The organism is Lacipirellula parvula, assembly GCF_009177095.1.
Classification (GTDB): Bacteria; Planctomycetota; Planctomycetia; order Pirellulales; family Lacipirellulaceae; genus Lacipirellula; species Lacipirellula parvula.
Map to the genome: position 1 here is coordinate 1,486,881 of NZ_AP021861.1, position 21,589 is coordinate 1,508,469.

Consider the following 21,589-nt stretch of genomic DNA (forward strand, 5'->3'; position numbering starts at 1 on the left):
ACTCGACCCGTGACGTTTGGACCCCGTTTTAATGCCCGCAAAGCAGCCGCTTTCGAAGATTCGCCTCACGACGCCGCACGGCATCGTCGCGATTAGCATTATTATTCGGGAGGTCCGGCCTTAGGGGTTGATGATCGAAACCTTCGATTTACCAAAACCCTGAGGCCAAAAGGCCCCAGGGTTTTTTTATTGGAAGCGGTCAGCATTCAGCGATCAGCAGTCAGCAAGACTGCATTGGCTGAAAGCTGACAGCTGAACGCTGAAAGCTATTCGATGCACATCCAGATCTACGACACGACGCTACGCGACGGGGCCCAGGGCGAGGGCGTGAGCTTTTCGCTCGAGGACAAGATCCTCATTGCGCGGCGGCTCGACGAGCTGGGGTTCGATTATATCGAAGGGGGCTATCCTCTTTCGAATCCGAAGGACGCTGAGTTTTTCCAACGGCTCGCCGCCGAACCGCTCAAGCGGTCGAAGCTGTGCGCCTTTGGCATGACGCGGCGCCGCGGGATGAAGCCGGCCGACGACCCGGGGATGAAGTGCCTTCTCGATGCGCGGACGCCGGTCGTGACGATCGTCGGCAAGACGAGCGATTTCCACGCCACCGAAATCCTCGGCGTCTCGCTCGAAGAAAACTTGGCGATGATCAGCGAGACGGTCGCTTACCTGGTGAGCGAAGGTCGCGAGGTCATCTACGACGCCGAGCACTTCTTCGATACTTGGAAGTCGAACCCCAAGTATGCTGCTGAAACGATCCGCGCCGCGGCGAAGGCGGGAGCGTCGCTTATCGTGATGTGCGATACCAACGGCGGCACGCTGCCGGAGGAGATCGAGCGGGTCACCAAGGAAGCCTCGGTCACGGTCAACGTCCCGCTCGGTATCCATTGTCACAACGATTGCGAACTGGCGGTTGCCAATTCATTGGCAGCCGTGGACGCCGGCGCCGTGCAAGTGCAGGGCACAGTCAACGGCCTCGGCGAGCGTTGCGGTAACGTTGACCTCATTTCGGTGATGGGCAACCTCGCCCTCAAGAAGAAGGGCTACGAGGTCCTCGCCGGCGACGACGTGCAGCATCTCACTGAGCTGTCGCGCTACGTCTACGAAGTCGCCAACATGAACTTCCGCAACGGCCAGCCGTTCGTCGGCGCCAGTGCGTTCGCCCACAAGGGAGGCATGCACGTCCACGCGGTGGCGAAGGCGGCCCACAGCTACGAGCACATCGACCCCGCCGCCGTCGGCAACGAACGCCGCATCTTGGTGAGCGAACTCTCTGGCCGGTCAAACATCATCGCTCTGGCGACGAAGCATAACCTCGCTCAAGACAAAGAACTAATGACCCGCGTGCTCGACGAGATCGTCGACCGCGAAAACCGTGGCTATCAATACGAAGCGGCCGAGGCGTCGTTCGAACTGTTGGTTCGCCAACTTGCGGGCGACTTCCATCCGCACTTCAAGCTCGATCGCTATCGCGTCTCGGTCGGTAGCCAGTCGAATGAAACTGTCACGGAAGCGACGGTGAAGCTCGCAATCGGCGACGATGTGTTCCTCGAAGTCGCCGAGGGCGACGGCCCGGTGAACGCTCTCGATGCCGCCTTACGCGGAGCATTGGTAAAGCGGTTCCCATCGGTGGCGACGATGCACCTCAGCGACTACAAGGTCCGCGTCATCAACGGCGAAGCGGGCACCGCCGCCCGCGTGCGGGTGATCATCGAAAGCCAGGACGACGAGGATAGCTGGACCACCGTCGGCGTCCACGAAAACGTCATCGAAGCGAGCTGGGGCGCCCTCGTCGACAGCATCGAGTACAAGCTGTGCAAGGACGACGGCGGTAAATAGCTGTCTGTAAACGCTGAAGCGACTCGGCCGGCGACCAGCTTTCGCTAAATTCTGGGCCAATTTGGGCCCCCTTTGCGCCTTTGCGCCTTTGCGTGAGAATCTTCTAGATCACATCTCACGCAAAGGCGCAAAGAATACATCCACAAGTAGATACGACGATATGAGCGACGATTCCCTCTCCGCCGCCGGCGAACTCCCCTCGCAGTACGACCACGAAGGCGCCCAGCGGCGTTGGTATAAGGTTTGGGAACAGCGCGGCTATTTTCATGCTGAGCCCGGCGCCAAAGATAAGGACGGCAAAGTAAAACCGCCATACACGATCGTCATCCCGCCGCCGAACGTCACGGGCGCCCTCCACCTCGGCCACGCCCTCAACAACACGCTGCAAGACATCCTCATTCGCATGAAGCGGATGCAAGGGTTCAACGCCCTCTGGATGCCGGGGACCGACCACGCGGGGATCGCCACCCAGGCGGTCGTCGAGCGGCGGTTGCTCGAAGAGCAAAAGCTGTCGCGGCACGACCTCGGCCGCGAAGGGCTCATCGAAAAAATCTGGGAATGGAAGGCCCAGTACGAAAAGCGGATCATCGGCCAGCTGAAGCAGATCGGCTGCAGCTGCGACTGGGAGCGGCTGCGGTTCACGCTCGACGAGACGTGCGCGCGGGCGGTCCGCGAGACGTTCTTCCGTCTGTTCCAAGATGGAAAAATCTACCGCGGCAAGCGGCTCGTCAATTGGGATACCTATCTGCAAACGGCCGTCAGCGACGATGAGGTCTTCAAGGAACCGGTGAAGGGCCACTTCTGGCATTTCAAGTACCCGGTGGTGAAGGATGCGAAGTGGAAAAAGGGCGAGCCCGAGTTCGTCACGATCGCCACGACGCGGCCCGAGACGATGCTCGGCGACACGGCGGTGGCAGTGCACCCCGACCCGGCGGCGGCGTTCGATAAGGTCGGCGCCGAATTGCGCGAGCGGATGCTCGCCGCGCCGGCCAAAGAAAAAGGTGCCCTCGAAGAGGAGGCGACGCTGCTGCTCGAACGCCGCGCGCGGATGCTCCCGCATCTCGAAACGCTGCGCGACATGGCGCAGCGGGGCGTGATGCTGGAACTCCCCCTCACCGGTCGCCAGATTCCGCTCATCGCCGACGAATGGGCGAAGCCGGAGCTTGGTTCGGGCTGCGTGAAGATCACGCCGGCCCACGACGAGAACGACTACGCGGTTTGGCAGCGGAATCTCGAAATCGGCGCGATCAATATCATGACGCCTGATGGAAAGCTTAACGAAAATGCGCCGAAGCATTTTCGAGGTATGAGTATGAAACAAGGCCGCCAGCAAGTGCTTGATGAACTTGAGATGGCGGGGCTCTACAATCCAGAGACCGATTGCGAAGATCGGGAAATCGAACTCCCGCACAGCGATCGCTCAAAGACGCCGATTGAGCCATACCTAGCGGATCAGTGGTTCGTGAAGATGGACGAGCTCGCTCAATCAGCGATGGATGCCGTTACTGATGGGCGTGTGAAGATCACGCCCGAGAGGTATGGGAAAACGTATCTCGATTGGCTCGGCGAGAAACGCGACTGGCCAATCGGTCGTCAGCTTTGGTGGGGCCATCGAATTCCGGTATGGCATATTCGTTGGTGTGATCGGAGTGTTCTTGAAAAGGCTTTCGATGGGCGGAATGACATCTTTTGGAATGAGGGTTATGAGAAGGGGTGGTGGTTCCTCAGTTCATCCACCGATCTAACGCATCTCGACGAAACTCGATTGGAAGCGCTGGCAGAGGAATCTAAGCCAGGTGGTAAGTTCGCAATTACTAGAGAAGAGGACGTTCTCGACACCTGGTTTTCCTCCGCCCTCTGGCCCCACTCCACCCTCGGCTGGCCAGACGAAACGCCCGAACTGAAGGCCTTCTACCCCACGACCGCGCTGGTCACTAGCCGCGACATCATCACCCTCTGGGTCGCGCGGATGGTGCTGACCGGCCGCTACAACATGGGCGAGGTGCCGTTCTCCAGCGTCTACATTCACCCCAAGATTCTCGACGGCTACGGCGAGACGATGTCGAAGTCGAAGGGGAACGGCGTCGATCCGCTCGACGTGGTCGAGAAGTTCGGCGCCGACGCCCTGCGGTTCGGGCTGGCGTATCTTGCCACCGAAACGCAAGACGTGCGGATGCCGGTGGAGTTCGAATGCCCCCACTGCCAGACGCTGATCGCGCAGACGAAAAAGAATCGCACTCTCGTGCGGATCGAGTGCGACAAGTGCGGCAAGCCCTTCCGCACGCAATGGGCCGAATCGCACGGCACGGACGAGGACAAAGCCCTCGCCCGCGGCGCCGTGGTCAGCGACCGCTTCGAACTCGGCCGCCGCTTCTGCAATAAACTGTGGAACGCGAGCCGCTTCTCGTTAATGAATTTGCAAAAAGCCGCGACCGGCGGTCGCGGTGCGGCGCCCGAAGATGCGACGACCGTTGGCGGTTCGAATGCGAATGCGGGGACCGCGACCACCGGTCGCGGCTTTATTGAATTGACGTTGGAGGATCGTTGGTTGTTGTCGCGGTTGGCGACGGTGACCAATGAGGTGACCGCGGCGATTGAATCCTATCAATTCGCAGACGCGGCGCGGTTGCTCTATGCCTTCGCTTGGAATGACTTCTGCGACTACTACGTCGAGATGACCAAGGCCCGGTTCGGCGTGCCGGAACAGCAGGAGACTGCGCAGCGGGTGCTCGCGCATGTCCTTGATGCGTTGTTGCGGTTGTTGCACCCGATGATTCCGTTTTTGACGGAAGAGGTTTGGCAGTTGCTCGGGCAGGTTGTGGAAGACCGGGGGCTTGAAGCCCCCGGCTCGCTGGGGAGCAAGGCTGCGGTTAGCGTTTGTATTGCGGATTGGCCGGTGGCGGATGCGTCGCGGATCGATGCGACGATTGAAACGCAATTCGCGGACTTTCAAGCCGTGCTCGGCGCCGTGCGCGAGTTGCGGATGGGGCAGAATATCGCCCCGCGCGAAGCGGTTGAGTTCTCTGTCCGCTGCGACGAGGCGACGGCGAAACTGCTCGAACCGATGTCGCCCTACTTCCTGCAGATGGCGAAGGCGACCGCGCTCGCGTGGGGCCCGAAGGCTACAGCCCCGGAGACGGCCGCATCGAGCCAGGTGAACGGCGCCCGCGGCCCGATCGACGTTCATCTCGACGTCAGCCGCTTTATCGACGTCGAGGCCGAGAAGAAGCGGCTCACCAAGCAAATCGAGCAGTGGCAAGGTTTCGTGAAGTCGATGGAAGCAAAGCTCAACAATGAGAGCTTCGTCAGCCGCGCGCCGGCCGAGGTGGTGCAGCAGCAGAGGGACAAACTCGTCGAAACGAAGGGCCTCATCGAATCGGCCCAGGCGTCGCTGAAGAAGCTTGGGTAGGCAGGCGATTCCGCTCGGCTTCCGCGATGCTGGCCGCCGCGTGAGCCGCGATCGGCAATACCAGGGATCAGAGCAAGTAATCTGCTCGTTTGGCTATACTGTAACGGCCGCGATTTCCGGGCGTTCGCATTTTAATGAAAGCAAGCGACTGGCTGGCATATTTCCTCTCAGAATTCCGCCGTTTCAATAGTTCTCGCCATGTCTTCTCGATCGTTATTGGCCGCGCTGGCCCTGGTTTTCGCGCTTTGTTCTGCTGCCGCCCGGCCTGCTCAGGCCGAGACGCGCACCTGGACCGACAGCACTGGCAAACACAAGATCGAGGCCGAGTTCGTCGAGATCTTCGAAGGCAAAGTGAAGCTCAAGCTTCCGGATGGGAAGATGGTGTCGCTCTCGCTGGCGAAGCTTAGCCGCGAAGACCAGCTGCACTTGAAGCAGGTGCTGAAGGAGCGCCGTGAGGGGGCGGCTGGCGGCGGTGGCGGTGCATCGGGACCGGCGAGCGCGATGCGAGCCAATGCGAAAGCAGCGCCGTTCAAGAAGGGAGATCGGATTGTTCAGGAGTGGGGGGGCGAAATCACCCTGGGAACCGTCGTCGGCATCGATCCTTCTAGCGGTTGGGTGCAGGTTGTGATGGATGGCGCCGCGCCAGGAGCGAAGCCAAAGATGAGCCCTGCCAGCAGCTTCAAGCTCTACGACGCGAAGATGGAAGCGATCCTTCCGCAAGCCGGCTGGAGTTGGACTCCGCCGGCGATGAAGCCGGCCGTGGCGGCTGATTACGCGTCGGTTCGTCGTCCCGCCGCGGTGGCGACCGCAGCGAGCGTCACGCCCGATCCCGCGCCAACTTCCGCTTCGGTAACTGGCGCCAAGACGGTCGTGCTGCCGTTGCCGATGGGCTACTACGACAAACGCATGGCGCTGGCGATTACTGGCGGCGCGCAGCCGCGTGCGCTCGCGCTGCACCGCGGCGGCAAGGAGATGAACGCGGTCGATAGTCGCATCGAGGTGCTCGATCTCGTCACAGGCGAGCGGCTGCCGACGCTCTCCGCAGCGGCCAAAAGCGGCGCCTTGTGGGCGGCGCCTAGCGGCAAACTCCTCCTGACGGGCGAAGGCTTCGGGGCCTGGAACGACAGCTCGCACCTGCATCTCTGGGAACTCGGAGACAAAAATCTCGTCCACCTCCTCAGCTTCCAACCATACGGAAACGCCGAAGCGAAGAAGGTGAAGTGGGTTCGCTGGCTCGACGACCAGCGGTTCATCACCCGCAGCGAAAAAGATGTCTTCGTCATCTGGAACGCCGCCGATGCGAAGGCGATCGCCGAGTTTACGCGCGAGTGGTCTGGCGAGCCGGCGGTCAGCCCCGGCGGGAAACAGATCGCGTTCGCAACGTCGAAGGGAATCGAGATCTTCTCGACGACCAACGGCGATCACCTCGCAACGATCCCTGCGAGCGACGATTGGCGAGATGCACTCGCGTTTTCGCCGGGGGGCGAGCGTTTGGCCGTGGTTGGCGAGCGCGGCATTAAGATCATCGATCTCACGACGGGGAAGCCCTACTCGGAATTCTTCGTTGGCGGCGTTCGCGGGGGAACCTGGCTCGACAATCGGTACCTTATGGCTAACGACGGTTTGGTGATCGATACGCAATCGATGTGCGTGCTGTGGAAATACTTCGGCGCAGAGCTTTTGGGGGCGCCCGGAGGCCAGCGATGGGCCCTCATCGCGCCCGCGACCGGGCAGGGGAAGAGCGAGACAATTGCGCCAGTGAGCTTGCCGCACCCAGCGGCGATCGCCGCGACCCCGACAGCGGCGGAAGCCTTGGCGCTGAAGCCGGGCGATGCAGTGGCGATTGACGTGACGGCAGTTGATTCCACGATTGCCGCCGAAGCTCGCCTGGCGATCGAGAAGCAGTTGAACGCGGCCGGGTTCAAGGCTGCTGACAGTGCGCCGGTGAAGATCGTGGCGACCAACCGACCAGGCGAAGCGCAAGAAATGAATTACCGCACCTTCGGCATCGGGGGCCAGGTTGAGAAGTTCAGCGTGAACACGTTGTACTACGAATTGGCCCTAGTGGCGGGAGGCGAGGAACTCTGGAAGTATTCCAATCTGCATCGTCCGCCGTCCATGGTGAGCCTCAAGGAAGGCGAGTCGATGCAACAGATCGTGGCGCAGGAGATGGCGCTGAAAGCAGCACATTTCGACGTGCCGATTCCGACGAACATCGTGGGGCGTGCCGGACGCGAGTCGCGGGGAGTCTCAGAGATCACCGCCAGCGGCGTGAAGTAGGCTTTCTCATATTCTGTACTGAAACTCCAAATCGCCGTCGACGGGCGATGGCCACGGCGATTCGGTGTTGCGCGGCGATAAATTTGTAGGATCCGAGTCGGGAAGTTATCATTGCGATGCTTCGGCCGGCCGTTCGGGCTGGTCGAGCTTTCTTACGCACTCCTCGACCCACGCGATGCGGACTATGGCCACGCGCACAATTCTGCCGCCGTTACTTGCAATGCTGATGCTTCTTGTCGGATGCGCGCAGAACGAAGGCGTCAAAACGGCGAACGAGCTGCTCAGTTCAATGCAGGCGGTGACTGCGCTCTTGAAGTCGGTGCAAGACCCTGCCAGCGCGCAGGTCGCAGCGCCGAAATTAGGGCCTGCGTATCAGCAGATGATCGACGCCCTCAACAAGATGGTGGCGTACGAGCAGAAGCACGGCCAAGTACGCGCCCTCAAGGGAACGATCAATAACCTTGAGAAGAATGTGGCGACTAGCCGAGCTGAATTCACCGCGGAGTGCGAGCGCATTGATAGCATGAAAGGGCTGCCAGCAGAGTTCTGGGAGCCGATGCGACTCTACAACACGAAGATCCTATTCGCGGGTTTGCAGGCCGCCGGGGAAGTCGAGGCGGCGGCGACGGAGCTGATTAGCCAGATGCTCGCGATGTACGACTCGATCGGCGTGAAGAACGTCGTCGAGTGCGGCGTTACGAACGTCTTTCCGGAGGACCGTGCGGAGACGATCGAGAAGTTGCGTAAGCTTTGCGGCGAGGGGGCGCAACTCATTGAATTCGACGACCCCGACCGCCCGAACGCGATCATGGTGATGATGGGACCGGTGAGCGACTTCGACGGTATGGTCAAGAAGATCGACTTCGGCCAAGTGACCGAGCAGGAGAAGAATCGCGGCGAGTTCGAACTTGAAGTGCGCTTTGATCCTGACCCGCAGCAGTACCCTGCAGCGCCGCTGGTTGATGACGCCTCGCAGCCGATGTCGCCGCCGCCAATCGCCGCTGAAGCTCATGCCCACGCTGAAGCAGCTCACGCCGAGGCGATGAAACAGCACGACGAAGCGATCGCGCGGATGCGCGGCGAGGTCGCTAGGATGGGCGGCGATACCAGCCACTTTGACAACATGCCGGACTTGCGTCCTCACCTAAGCGGCGGCGCGCTCGACGAACCAGACGAATCGGATCCCGACTACCACAAGAAGTTGGCCGAAGCCCTCGACGGCGGCGACGAGTTCCAGAAGCGGCGAGCCATGGAAAAGCTGCTCGACGTCGAGCCGTCCAGCGTTGCCGATAAGGAGGTCCGCGCGAAGATCGCCCGCGGGTTCCGCGAGGTTGCATTTGAGTCTCCAGTTCATCAGAAGGTGGCGGTGGAAGGGCTCATCCTTTGGGGCGGGAAGCACAGCGTGCCGCTGCTGATCGAACTGATGCAAAAGAACAGTGAGATGAGCGTCGACGATTCGGTCTACGACGGGCTCGCGAAGCATCCGACGCCAGAAGGCGCCGAGGCAGTGGCGAATCGATTGACGAGCTTCTTCGACAAGGCGAAGGCCTACGCCTGCCTGAAGAAAATGGGACCGGAAGCCGAAGAGGCGGTCATCGAAGTCGCCCCGATCGACGACCTCGAGGTGAATATGTTCGCCCTTGAGTTTTTTAAGGATCACGGCACGAAGAAGTGCTACGCCATTTTGCAGCGAGCGCGGAAAAGCCCCAACCCGCAGATCCAGCAGGCCGCCATGGACGCGATTCGCGAGGTGCGGCAGCGGGAGAAGGAAGGGAAGGGGCAGGCGAAGCCGGCGGCGTGAGAAATCGCGTTGCTGGCGTGCCGTGCCGGCGCCCGCCGCTCGTTGGTTACGTCGCTAGAGTTCCTTGATCCCGCAGATTTCGGCGTAAATCGGCCGACTTCGGTCCCGAACGCGAACGGCGTTAGAGTAGACTTGTGGGCGGGATTGTCGCCAAGACCCCTCCGCGGCCGGCGAATAGGCTGTCAACTCGCCGCGACGTCATCGCTTCGCGAGAACTGCCGTAGATTCGCAGCACTTCGGCGTCCTGAAGTTCGGTGAGATGGTGAGCCGGGCTGCAGGAACCGGCTTAAGGAATTGGGAGAAGAGCCCCGCGCTTCACGGCGAGGAATATCACGATGTTAGATTTGTTGTTCGTTCTCGCGGCAGTCGTCGGCGGCACGGTGATGGTCTTCCAGTTCGGTTTGACCGTGCTAGGGCTCAGTGATCACGGCGATGTCGGTGATCTGGGTGACGTTGATGCTGGACACGGCCTCGACGGAGAGGCCGGCGTCCTGGATGGCGATATTTCAGGCGATCACCACACGTCGATCGGAGCCGCGGCTGACGGACAATTGCACCCCGACAGCAGTTGGCTGTTTGGCGTCGTGACGTTTCGGACGTTCGTCGCTGCTCTGGCGTTTTTCGGGCTTGCCGGCATGGCTGCATTGCGGATGGAACTGTCTCGTCCCGTCGCGCTGATTCTGGCCCTCGGGGGAGGGTTTGCCGCAATGTACGGAATGTACTGGTCGATGCGCGCCGTCGCCGGCCTGGCATCGTCCGGGAATGAGCGAATTAGCAATGCGGTGGGACGCCGGGGAACCGTTTATATCCCGATTCCGGCCGAGAATGCCGGAGCAGGGAAAGTCCAGCTTTCAATGCAGAACCGCATTGTAGAGTTTCTAGCGGTCACCGACGAAGTCGATCGTTTGCCCACCGGGGCTAAGGTGGAAGTCATTGCGGTCGCGAGCAGCGATACGCTTCATGTGCGACGGGTAGTTGAACCTGCACACGCATAAGATTCAGCCCATCGCATCGCTTCAAAATTAAGCCAAGAGTCATCACCGTTTAGGTTGAGGTTACTGACATGTCGCAAGTGTTGCTGCTGGCCTTTGAGATGCCTCCTTTGAACGTCATCCTGGCGTTTGCTGGCGGTCTGACTCTAATGTGCATGATCGGCATGGTCATCTTGCTGAAGACCAACTACAAGCGCTGCTCCAGCAATCAGGTCTTAGTAATTTTCGGCAAGACCCTGCAAGGTCAGGCCGCGAAGACGGTTCACGGTGGCGCCGCGTTCGTCATTCCGCTCATTCAGGACTACCGTTACCTCAGCCTTGAGCCGATTCAGATTGAAATCCCGCTCCGTGGAGCGTTGTCGATCGAGAACATTCGCGTCAACGTGCCAAGCGTTTTCACCGTCGCCATCGGCACGCAGCCCGACGTGATGACGAATGCGGCGATCCGCTTGCTCGATCTATCGGTGCAGGATATCCGCAAGCAAGCTGAGGAAATCATCTTCGGCCAGCTCCGGCAGGTGATCGCTTCGATGGGGATCGAGGACATCAATCGCAATCGCGATACGTTCCTTGAGCACATTCAGAACTCGGTCGAACCGGAGCTGAAGAAGATCGGCCTCGTGCTGATCAACGTCAACATCACCGACATCACCGACGAGAGCGGCTACATCGACGCGATCGGCAAGAAGGCGGCGTCGCAAGCGATTCAACAAGCCCGCGGCGACGTGGCTGATCAGGAGAAGCTCGGCGAGGTTCGCGTTGCCGACGCCGATCGCGAGAAGGCGATTCAAGTGGCGAGCGCGACGAAGCTCAAGGAAATCGGCACTCGCGAAGCCCAACGCGAGCAGGCCGTTCGCTTGGCGGAACTGGTCAAGGAACAAACGATCGGCGAGCAGACGGCCGCATATCAACGCGATATGCAGGTGAAAGAAGCCGAGCAGCTGATGCGTATTTCGGTCGCCGACGCGAACGCGAAGGCGGTCGACGGCGAAAATCAATCGGAAGCTAAAATCGCCGCTTCGCAGGCGACGCTCCTCGTGCAAAAGGCCGAGGCTTACCAGAAGGGCGAAGTCCGCAAGCGCGAAGCCGAGGCCGCGGTGGCGGAAGCGCAGCACCGGGCCATGGCCAAGGCGGCCATTGCCAATGCCGAACGCGTCGAAGCGGAAGAGCGGGCGAAGTTCGAGGCCCCGGCGAAGGCCCAGAAGGCCCGTATTCTCGTCGACGCCGCGGGCGAGGCCGAACGCGTACGTTTGGAAGCCGAGGGCGAGGCGGCGGCGATTTACGCGAAGCTCGAAGCCGAGGCTCGCGGCCAGTACGAGATCCTCGCTAAGAAGGGCGAAGGTCTCAAGCAAATCGTCGAAGCGTGCGGCGGCGCCAAGGAGGCGTTCCAACTGATGATGCTCGAGCATCTCGACAAGCTCGCCGAGTCGAGCGCGAAGGCGATCAGCAACATCAAGTTCGACAAGATCGTCGTCTGGGAAAACGGCGGCGCCAACGGCCGTTCGAACACGGCCGACTTCCTCCACAAGATGGCCGGCACGCTCCCGCCGATGATGCAAGTAATGCGCGACATCGGCGGCGTCGACATCCCCGAGAGCCTGGCGCGCCTCGCCGGCGAAGAATCGGAGAAGCCCGCGACTAACGAACGTTTCAAGGTCGAAGAAAACGGCGAGCCGGCACGCAAAGGGTAGTCGCACCGCAGTAGCCGCGGGTTAACGATCTGCCAGAGCGACCTCCGCTGCGGCTGCCTCCTCGCGATCCGCCCCAAACGTCTGCTCCGTCAACGACTGCGGCGTCAGCAACACGTAAAAGAACTCGTCCTGGTCGGCTGCCGGCAAGCAGCCGACCAGGAGCGAGTCGCCGTCGGCAATCTCCTCGGCCACGGTGACGTCGCGACGCTTGACGCGTGGGTTTTGAATCGTGATTGTTTTGCCGCGATGCATTGCGGACGTTTCCGAGACATGCTCCACGTCGGCTGTATGAATGTGGGCTTTAAGTTCCACTCGCTTTCGATCCGTACTGTGGGTTGCGCGAAAGCGAACTCGTGAACCGACTTCCACGACTTCGATCTTCGGCTGATAGGCGCCCGAGTATCCGTCGGTGCCCTCGATGTAGCTGACGCCGATGACGAACGGACGTTGCGAGCAGTCAGCGAGACTCGCCGTTTGGCCGTTGAAGACAGTTGGCTTCGGCAGTTGGAAAACGCTTGCCCTCGGATTGCCTTGCGCAGACTCGATGAACGCCGTCGCTTGCGCTTTACCGAGCTTCGAGACGACGATCGGCAAATGTTCGTCAGTCGTCGTGGCGACGTGTGAGAGCGTTCCGTTCGAGACGTTCGTCAGGGGCAAATCAGCGCCACGGTCGTCGTGAAAGGCTTCGAAACGCTCCCACGACAAGCCCATCTCGGCTGCGAGGTCGCGATTCGAGCTGATCAGTCGCGTCTCGACGCAGATTTGAGTGAGTCCAGCGTCGCTCCACGCTTCAATTATTGCGCGAAGCTCTTCCTGAATTGTTTCCGGCGCGTGGACGCGGAGTCGGTCACCGGCAATGAAGAAACCTCTGCCCTCCTTAAATGACATCGTTACCGGGCGGGGCTTGTACGATTCGCGTACTGGCAGGTTGAGCACGAGCGAGACCAGGGAGCCGAGCGAGACCTCCGGGCTGACCGACGGTTCGTCCACGGCGAGGCGTTCAAGCACCTTCGAAATGTTGTACGATTTCGAGACCGCAGTCCCTGTGTGCAGCCGTTCCCACCCATAATCGAGGGCGTTTGGGTTCTCAGCAGCTTTGGAACTATCAGCCGCTGCTGCTTCGCCTACTCTGGATTGCGCCATCCACTCTGCCACCGATGCCGGGCCTTGATTGGCTCGCGCTTCGAGGATGGGAGCGTCGGTGAGCCCGCTCCATGCGAGCAGTAAAACGAGGAGCGTGGCGACGATGACCTGCTTCCGAGTGCGCCGCCCTCGCCACTGCTTCAGCGCCGCCAGTCGGCCGCGCATCGAGCGGTGAACGGGGGATGAAAGAAACCCGAGTAGCGAGGCGTGGACGTGGATTCGCCAATGGGAGACGTAGGGCTCTCGGCCCGCCATCGAGATTAACAGCTCGCCGTAGCTGCGGCGCTCCGATTCGTTTAGTCGCGAGGCGACGAAGGCGTCGCACGCTTGTTCGCGGAGCGAGGAGTATCGACGCGCCGCAAGCCAGAAGACGGGGTTCCACCAGTGGATCGTGCGAATGACGGCGAGCAGCCAGTTCGCTGCGAGATCGTACCGACGGAGGTGGGCCGCCTCGTGCAGCATGATCATTCGCAGTTGCTCGTCGCTCAGTTCGCTGGTCTCGTCGGGTAGCAGGAGCTGCGGACGGAAGAGCCCGACGAGCGCGGGTTGCTGCACGCCGTTGAAGATGACGATTTCCGGGACGCGCCGTCTGTCGGCCGCGTGACAAACGTCGGCCCAAAGTTGCAGCAGCCGATGATCATCGCAGCGCGTGGCCTGTTTTAACTCGCGCCGTACATGCCAGTGCGCGAGAAGCGTTGTGGCGCCTGCGGCGATCGCTCCGCTCAGCCATAGCATCGGCAACACGGTTTCGATTTGAAGGTGCTGCGTGGAGGCTGATTGAACATTCGTAGAGTAATAGGCCGTTGGAACGGCGGCTTCGGCTACTCAATGTGCACGCGGCAAAGTCACAACCGTCGCGTCTCTTGTCAGTGGGCTGAGATCTAGTGGAGTCCTTGCTTCCGCGGCAAACGGAGCGAATCGCTGCAGGCTCCAGGAGCTGCCGGGAGCTGATGGAATGACGAGACGCAGCAGCACGAGCGCCCACAGGAAGGCGAGTTGGCCGGCCGTGAGCCAGCGGCGGCAGGCGAGGTTGATCGTTAGCACCACCGCCGCAAGTAGCGCTGCCGGCAGCGTCGCTTGGGCAGCGAGTCGCATTCCTATTCCGGCAACAGACGCTGCTATTTCGATCCACGACTGAGGACTGTTCATCGCTTCTTCTCCTGCTGATCGAGCAATTGGCGAAGCTGTGTGATTTCAGCGGACGTTAGTTTCGAGCCGCTAATGAAATGGGCGAGCAACTGGCCGCGGGCCCCGGCGAAGACCCGCTCGAGAAACGAGCTACTGGCCTGCTTGATGCAATCCTTACGCTTGGCCCGCGCTCGGTAGACGTACCGATTCCCGTCGGCCTCATAGGCGAGCACCTGCTTTTTGACGAGTCGGTGGAGCATCGTCCGCACGGTAGCGGGGGCCCACGCGCAGCGGTCTTCAAGCTGGCCGATGATTTCCTGCGAAGTGATCGGCTCGTCGTCCCAGACGACGTTCATCACTTGCCACTCGGCGTCGGAGATAGAAACTTCAGGCATTGAGCGGCTCCGCGGTTTGTTTACGAATGTAAATAACTACATTTGTAAACAACGTCAACGCGAGCTTTCGGCGCGTGCATGCAGTAGCCGCGGCTAAACGAGCCGCCGGAGCGCACCAGAAGAGAGGCTCCCTCATCGGATGGCGTGACGAAGGGTGCAGGGGCAGCGCAGGGGGAGAGGCTGCGTTGAGCGGGAATCGCTCCGGTCGGTCGTTGACCGGCGGCTACTCGCTTGGAGCGGATGAGCGCGGCTTAGTGCCGGTGCTGGCTCATCATGCGGCTGCGCTCCATCGCCTCTTCGGCGAGGCGGATGTAGCCTATTTCGTTCGTACCTGCGTACGCGCGCTGATAGGTGACGCTGAGCGCCGTGTAGCTAAACGGATCGGTTGGTTCGATCTCCGTGACGCGGACCGCGTGCTTGATCGCCTCTTCATGGCGGCCGAGCCGTTGGAGGACGACTGCCAGGGCCGAGTGGGCGAGGGCGTAATTGTCGTCGAGCGCGGTCGCTTGCTCGAGTTTTGCGACGGCTTCGTCAAGATTGCCGGCGGACTTCAGCTTGTCAGCTTCGTCATAGAGTTTTACTACGTCAGACATGGCCGCTTACTTCTATCGGGGACTTGGGGGCGGACGGTTGCGGTCGACCGCAATGATATACGGAGAAGCCGTAATAAGCAGCTACCGTATTCGATAGAAAGTTTACCGCGCGGCGGACGAAATAGCACGGGGTGATTTGCTCTTAGTTGTTTTAGGCTAAGAACTTAAGTGCAATTCCACGCTCCCTTGGCGGGATGAGTGGGGTAAACCACAGGCTTCTTCCGGGCGGGGAGTCGAATTATTCGACAGCGACGAATCCGGCTTCAATCGCTAAGCCCGCACAAACGGAAAGACCGATACAAGCGATACCGGCGTGGAGACGATGGATTCCGCCGTACCGACGCCGAGCTAATTAAACCCTGCACTGGCTCGTTGGGCGCCGCGCTAAACGACAAAAATCGGCACAAATCGAGGACCCGACCCGTGATGATTCACCCAACCGCCGTCGTCAGCCCACGGGCTGTCGTCCACTCCAGCGTGGAAATTGGTCCGTTCTCGATCATCGAAGCGGACGCGGTGATTGGGCAAGGGTGCAAGCTCGCGGGGCGGACGACGATTAAGTCGCACACGATCCTAGGTCGCGACGTGGTGGTCGGCGAAGGCGCGGTGCTGGGCGGGCTGCCGCAACACATCAGCCCGCCGGAGAATCCCGGCCGCGTTATCGTCGGCGAGCGGACCGTTATCCGCGAGAACGTCACGATCCATCGGGCGATGATCACCGACGGCGAGACTCGCATCGGCAGCGATTGCCTGATGATGGTCGGCAGCCACGCGGCGCACGACGTTCGCGTCGGCAATCGCGTGATTATTACGAACAACGTCCTCCTCGGAGGCCACGTGCAGATCGGCGACCGGGCGGTGCTCGGCGGCGCCGCGGCGGTTCATCAGCACTGCCGCGTTGGTCGCCTGGCGATGGTCGGCGCCTGTGCGAAGATCGTTCAAGACGTGCCGCCGTTCGTGTTGACGGACGGCGAGATGGGCATGATCGTCGGCCTCAACCGCGTTGGGCTGCGTCGCTCGGGCATGACTCGCGAAGAAGTCGATTCGCTCAAAGAGGCTTATCGCTTGATTTATCGTCGCGGTTACCTGTTCGATGAGATGGTTGCGACGCTCGCCAAAGAACATCCGACGGGCCCGGCGACCGAGCTCAGCGAATTCTTCACCGGCGGCAAGCGCGGCTTCGCCCAAGAACGCCGCAGCCCGCCCAAGGCGACGATTCGGATTCATGCCGCAGCGGACGATCTCGAAGACGAAGATTCGGCCGGCGAACTCAAGCGCAAGGCTGGTTAGAACAAAGCAGAACACGTTGTCGCGTTTTTAGCCCCGGGCTCCGCCCGGGGGTGGCGCAACGCGCGACGATGCGTACAGAAGTGGATGCCGACCCCCGGGCGGAGCCCGGGGCTAGAGCGCGGCGAACGCCATCCGCTCAACCCAACAAAAAAGCGTCGTGCGAAGCAGGGGCTTCGCACGACGCTGTTGTTGTTATTCGACGTGAGCCGTCGATGCTTACTTGGCCGTAGCCAAGGCCGCTTGAGCAGCCGCCAGCCGAGCGATCGGCACGCGGAACGGGCTGCACGAGACGTAATCGAGTCCTACCGTGTGGCAGAACTTGATCGACGCCGGGTCGCCGCCGTGTTCGCCGCAGATGCCGCACTTCAGGCCCTTCTTCACCGAACGGCCCTTCGTGACGCCCATTTCGACCAACTGGCCGACGCCGGTGACGTCGAGCGATTGGAACGGATCCTGCGCCAACAACTCGTTGTTGATGTAGTCGGGCAGGAAGGTGTTGATGTCGTCGCGGCTGAAGCCGAACGTCATCTGCGTCAGGTCGTTCGTGCCGAAGCTGAAGAAGTCAGCTTGCTCGCCGATTTGGTCGGCGGTGAGCGCGGCCCGCGGAATCTCGATCATCGTGCCGATGAGGATATTCAGCTTGCCGGTGAACTTCTTGGCTTCCTTCACCGCGTCGATCACGGCTTGCGTTTGGTCGCGGAGCATCTTCAACTCAGCGGCGGTGCCGACGAGCGGAATCATGATCTCGACCTGAGCGTCGATTTTCTTCTCAACGCAGGCGATGGCGGCTTCGACGATCGCCGTGACCTGGGTTTCCAGGATCTCCGGGTAGGTGACCGCGAGGCGGCAACCGCGGTGACCGAGCATCGGATTTTGCTCGTGCAGCTGGGCGACGCGGTTCTTCACGAAGGCTGGCGAGACGTTCAGTTCCTTGGCGAGTTCGCCTTGGGCCTTGGCGTCGTGCGGCAGGAATTCGTGCAGCGGCGGATCCAGCAGACGGATCGTGACCGGTAGACCCTTCATTGCGGTGAACAGGCCGACGAAGTCCTTACGCTGCAGCGGCAGCAGGTTCTTCAGGGCCTTCTTGCGATCCTCGAGGTTGTCGGCGAGGATCATCGCCCGCATGGCGACGATGCGATCGCCTTCGAAGAACATGTGCTCGGTGCGGCAGAGGCCGATGCCTTCGGCGCCGAACTCACGAGCCCGCTTCGCGTCGGCCGGGGTGTCGGCGTTCGTGCGGACCTTGAGGGTGCGGTACTTGTCGGCCCAGCCCATCACCGTGGCGAAGTCGCCCGAGAGCTTGGGCTCTTGGGTGGCGATTTCGCCGACCATCACTTCGCCGGTCGAACCATCGATCGACAGCACATCGTTGTGGGTGAAGGTCTTGCCGCCGACCTTGATCTTGCGACCCTTCTCGTCGATCTGGACTTCGCCGGCGCCGGCGACGCAGCAACGCCCCCAACCGCGAGCGACGACCGCCGCGTGGCTGGTCATACCGCCGGTGCTGGTGAGGATGCCGGCCGCGAGATGCATGCCGTCGATGTCTTCAGGGTTGGTTTCCTTACGGACGAGCAACACCTTTTCGCCAGCGTGAGTTCGTTCAACGGCCTCGGCGGCGGTGAAGGCGAGCTTGCCGACGGCGGCGCCCGGCGAGGCGGGGAGGCCGACGGTCAGGAGCTTGCCATCCTTCTTCGCGGCAGCCTTGGCGGCCGGGGTGAAGCTCGGCAGGAGCAACTGCGTGAGGTCGCCGGCCGGAATGCGCTGAACGGCAGTCTTCTCGTCGATCAACTTTTCCTTGACCATGTCGCAGGCGATCTTCACGGCGGCGGCGCCGGTGCGCTTGCCGTTGCGAGTCTGCAGCATGAACAGGACGCCGCGTTCGATCGTGAACTCGATGTCTTGGACGTCCTTGTAGTGCTTCTCAAGGAGGTCCTTGATTTCGAGCAGGGCCTTGTGGATCGCCTTGTTCCACTTGGGCATTTCGGCGACCGGCAGCGGGGTGCGAATGCCGGCGACGACGTCTTCGCCCTGGGCGTTCACGAGGAACTCGCCGTAGAACTTGTTTTCGCCGGTCGACGGGTTGCGGGTGAAAGCGACGCCCGTGCCGCAGTCATCGCCCATGTTGCCGAAGACCATCGACTGCACGTTGACGGCGGTGCCCATCAGGCCGGTGATGTTTTCGACTTGGCGGTACTTCACGGCCCGCGGCTGCATCCAGCTCTTGAACACGGCTTCGATCGAAGCTTCGAGTTGCTCGAGCGGGTCTTGCGGGAAGGGCTTGCCGAAGTGCTTCTTGTAGATGTCCTTGTAGGCTTCGCACAGCTCGATCATGCCTTCGAGCGGCACTTCGTTGTCGAGCTTGGCCTTGTACTTCGCCTTGATCTTGTCGAAGGCGACTTCGAAGTGCTCGTGATCGACGCCCGAGACGACGTCGCCGAACATGTTGATCAGGCGGCGGTAGGAGTCGTAAGCGAACCGCTCGTTCTGCGTAGCGTTGGCCAGGCCGACGACGGCTTCGTCATTGAGGCCGAGGTTGAGAATCGTGTTCATCATGCCCGGCATCGAGGCGGCGGCGCCGGAGCGGACCGAGACGAGCAGCGGCGACTTGGAATCGCCGAACTTCTTGCCCGTTTCCTTCTCGAGGATGCCGACGTTCTTGCGAACTTCGTCCATCAGACCCGGCGGAAGCTTTTGCTTGTGCTGGTAGTAGAGGCCGCAGACTTCGGTGGTGATGGTGAAGCCTGGGGGCACCGGCAGACCAATGCTGGTCATGTCGGCGAGGTTGGCGCCCTTGCCGCCGAGGAGTTGCTTCTGGGTGCTCTTCCCTTCGGTCTTGGTCTTACCGAAGTAGTAGGCCATCTTGGTGGCGCCAGCGGTCTTTGCCATCGTTGTTAGTTACCTTGTGAGATCGATGAAAACGTTGAATCGTGAGCCGAGGCGCGACGGGCGCCGGCGACGGACCTGCTGCGAGAGCTAGGTTAAACGTCGCCAAGTTCGGCACTGCTGTTGTTCGGTGGCGTCGGCCGTGACGGCGACGCGGCATGTGGGCGTGAGGCTGGTTTTCCAGGGATTCCCGCCGGCTGAAAACAAGCCCTACAGGCTAGCCATGGGGGTGGAGAGCGTCAAGGCGGCGAGGGGGCGGGCGGCGGCTGTGTGGCCGGGGAGATGGCTGCGGGGCAGGGCGTTCGATTCGCGTGGAGCGGCGAGAGGCAAGGATTGGCTGCGGGGCGAGGTGGTTGATGAAGATTCAGCGAAACGTGGCGGGGATGGCGACGGCCTTCGAGGCAGGGCTTGGAGTGCTCGGCATTCTGCTCTGTTGGTGGTTCGAGATTCCGTTGCGGGAGCGGCTCGCCGTTTCGTGGAACGCGGCTGGCCGCAGCGTCGTCGCGGTGATTCCAATGGCCGTGCTGCTGGTGGTGGCGATGCGTTCGTCGTGGCGGCCGCTGGCCGAGTTGCGGCGGCAGGTGGCGGCGATGGTGGGAGTGTGCTTCAGCGGCGCCGCGGTGTGGGAGCTTGCGCTGTTGTCGTTGGCGGCGGGGTTGGGGGAGGAGTTGTTGTTCCGCGGGGCGCTGCAGCCGCTGGCGGCGCGGTGGTGGGGACCTGCCATTGGGTTAGTCGTGGCGAGTCTTTTGTTCGGAGCCGTGCACGCGGCGTCGGTGACTTACTTCGTGTTGGCGACTGGCGTGGGGGCATACCTCGGTTGGCTGGCGCAGGCGTCGGAGGAGTTGGTGACGCCGATTGTCGTCCATGCGGTTTATGATTTTGCGGCGCTTGTGTGGCTGCTGCGGGTGGTGCGCGATGATGCTGGCCGGGATGAGGCCGTGGATTGAGGGTGGTTGATGTCGTGTCGCATGGCGTCGTGTCGTGAATGCGATTTTAGGCGACACTAAGGAACTGCATTCAAGTCGTTTGGTCCGTTGAAGTTAGTGCGTTGATGTCGCGTTTTGATGTCGTGTTTGAGGCGACATTCGTTTGTGCCATGGGGGGAGCAGTGTCGCCCCTCCGGGGCTCTGAGGCCTAGCGGTGTGCTAACCGGGGGCTTACGCCCCCGGCTACATCATGTCGCCCCTTAGGGGCTGGGGCGGGTTCCGCCTCGTCGTTTCAGCGCTTTAGCTACAAGCGACGGCGATCCTAGTTTTTGTGGAACGCTGCGATTCTGTTTCTGCAGCAACATCGAACCTACTCCATCTGATTGCTCTGCTCCACGGGCGATTTTCGGCCACTCCGCGGAGTTTTCTTGGGAATGTCTTGTTTTCTAGTTGCTTTTCGGCGTGGCGTCGCTGTAGTGGACTAATGTTCATTTTCAAGTGGCGGGCAAACGGTCTGCTTCTTGGCGGGAGTTTGGTCTGAATCTGATCGGCGACGTGGTAGAATTGAGTCGGTAATGTTCTCACCCGCCTCCGGATACCGAGAGATGTCGATCGCCCGCACCCATCATCGATTTTCGCTCGCGGATTACGAGCAGATGATCGACCAGGGCATTCTGACCGAGAGTGACCGGGTGGAGCTGATTCGCGGCGAGATCATCGAGAAGATGTCGATCGGCGAGTTGCATGCGGCGTGCGTCAAGAGATTGAACCGCATCTTCAACGTGCGCTTGGTCGGCAAGACCTGCGTCGGCGTGCAGGATCCCGTGCGGCTGGGGAACAGTGAACCGGAGCCCGACGTCACGCTCCTAACGCCTCGCGATGACGACTACGCGGATGGGCATCCCGAAGCCGAGGACGTCCTGCTGATCGTGGAAGTGGCGGATTCGTCGCTGGAGTTTGATCGCGTGGTGAAACGCGAAATCTACGCTGAGAACGGCGTCGTCGAGTTTTGGATTCTGAATCTGCTCGACCGCACGCTGGAGGTCTATCGCCAGCCGCAGGCGGATGGGCGTTATGACGAAGTTCGCGTCTTGTCATCGACAGAGAAGACGGACCTCGTGCGCTTGCCGGGCGAGGAGTTTGTGGTCGCGGATTTCTTTCCGCCGCTGGGGTAGGTGTGGGTAGGCCTAGCTGCTTGCGGAGCGGCTTGCTTCGATTTGTG

General features: G+C 61.2%; 13 protein-coding genes and 1 pseudogene. 9 read left to right on the forward strand and 5 right to left on the reverse strand.

The genetic code is table 11. The features are described 5' to 3' along the window. The first annotated feature begins 273 nt into the window (after positions 1-273). The 6 genes from cimA to PLANPX_RS05630 all read left to right on the forward strand — a co-directional run bounded on the left by cimA (position 274) and on the right by PLANPX_RS05630 (position 12,009). A complete protein-coding gene (gene cimA, locus PLANPX_RS05605; protein WP_172991893.1) occupies positions 274-1,836 on the forward strand; it encodes a citramalate synthase in 1,563 nt (520 codons plus the stop codon). Positions 1,837-1,996: 160 nt separating this feature from the next. After that, positions 1,997-5,245: a valine--tRNA ligase gene (locus tag PLANPX_RS05610; RefSeq protein WP_152097786.1), complete on the forward strand. Its 3,249-nt coding sequence runs from the start codon at positions 1,997-1,999 to the stop codon at positions 5,243-5,245. Between the two features lie 198 nt (positions 5,246-5,443). Further along, complete coding sequence (locus PLANPX_RS05615) at positions 5,444-7,525, forward strand: SHD1 domain-containing protein (RefSeq protein ID WP_152097787.1); 2,082 nt, start codon at positions 5,444-5,446, stop codon at positions 7,523-7,525. A gap of 184 nt (positions 7,526-7,709) precedes the next feature. Continuing rightward, a complete protein-coding gene (locus PLANPX_RS05620; protein WP_152097788.1) occupies positions 7,710-9,326 on the forward strand; it encodes a hypothetical protein in 1,617 nt (538 codons plus the stop codon). A gap of 335 nt (positions 9,327-9,661) precedes the next feature. Continuing rightward, positions 9,662-10,321, forward strand: a complete 660-nt coding sequence (locus tag PLANPX_RS05625) for a hypothetical protein (protein ID WP_152097789.1) — start codon at positions 9,662-9,664, stop codon at positions 10,319-10,321. Positions 10,322-10,389: 68 nt separating this feature from the next. After that, positions 10,390-12,009, forward strand: coding sequence for a flotillin family protein (locus tag PLANPX_RS05630; protein WP_152097790.1), 1,620 nt, complete (start codon positions 10,390-10,392; stop codon positions 12,007-12,009). 21 nt (positions 12,010-12,030) lie between these two features. Here the strand turns inward: PLANPX_RS05630 and PLANPX_RS05635 are convergent. The 4 genes and pseudogenes from PLANPX_RS05635 to PLANPX_RS05650 all read right to left on the reverse strand — a co-directional run. Continuing rightward, positions 12,031-13,929, reverse strand: a pseudogene (locus tag PLANPX_RS05635) (M56 family metallopeptidase); the annotation flags it as partial. Between the two features lie 48 nt (positions 13,930-13,977). Continuing rightward, positions 13,978-14,247 carry a hypothetical protein gene (locus PLANPX_RS05640; RefSeq protein ID WP_152097792.1) on the reverse strand — a complete coding sequence of 90 codons (270 nt, stop codon included), beginning with the start codon at positions 14,245-14,247 and terminating at the stop codon, positions 13,978-13,980. A gap of 50 nt (positions 14,248-14,297) precedes the next feature. Continuing rightward, positions 14,298-14,675, reverse strand: a complete 378-nt coding sequence (locus tag PLANPX_RS05645; protein WP_152097793.1) for a BlaI/MecI/CopY family transcriptional regulator — start codon at positions 14,673-14,675, stop codon at positions 14,298-14,300. A 251-nt stretch (positions 14,676-14,926) separates the two neighbouring features. Further along, positions 14,927-15,268 (reverse strand): tetratricopeptide repeat protein, encoded by a 342-nt coding sequence (locus PLANPX_RS05650; protein WP_152097794.1) that lies wholly within the window; start codon positions 15,266-15,268, stop codon positions 14,927-14,929. 426 nt (positions 15,269-15,694) lie between these two features. Between PLANPX_RS05650 and lpxA the strand changes: the two genes are divergently transcribed. Next, on the forward strand, positions 15,695-16,558 hold the full coding sequence (lpxA, locus tag PLANPX_RS05655; RefSeq protein WP_232536400.1) for an acyl-ACP--UDP-N-acetylglucosamine O-acyltransferase: 864 nt from the start codon (positions 15,695-15,697) through the stop codon (positions 16,556-16,558). 216 nt (positions 16,559-16,774) lie between these two features. On the opposite strand, the gene ppdK is transcribed toward lpxA, so the two are convergent. Further along, complete coding sequence (gene ppdK / locus PLANPX_RS05660; protein WP_152097796.1) at positions 16,775-19,444, reverse strand: pyruvate, phosphate dikinase; 2,670 nt, start codon at positions 19,442-19,444, stop codon at positions 16,775-16,777. 353 nt (positions 19,445-19,797) lie between these two features. On the opposite strand from ppdK, the gene PLANPX_RS05665 reads away from it, so the two are divergent. After that, complete coding sequence (locus PLANPX_RS05665) at positions 19,798-20,388, forward strand: CPBP family intramembrane glutamic endopeptidase (RefSeq protein ID WP_152097797.1); 591 nt, start codon at positions 19,798-19,800, stop codon at positions 20,386-20,388. Between the two features lie 584 nt (positions 20,389-20,972). Next, positions 20,973-21,542 (forward strand): Uma2 family endonuclease, encoded by a 570-nt coding sequence (locus PLANPX_RS05670; protein WP_152097798.1) that lies wholly within the window; start codon positions 20,973-20,975, stop codon positions 21,540-21,542. Positions 21,543-21,589: the final 47 nt, after the last annotated feature.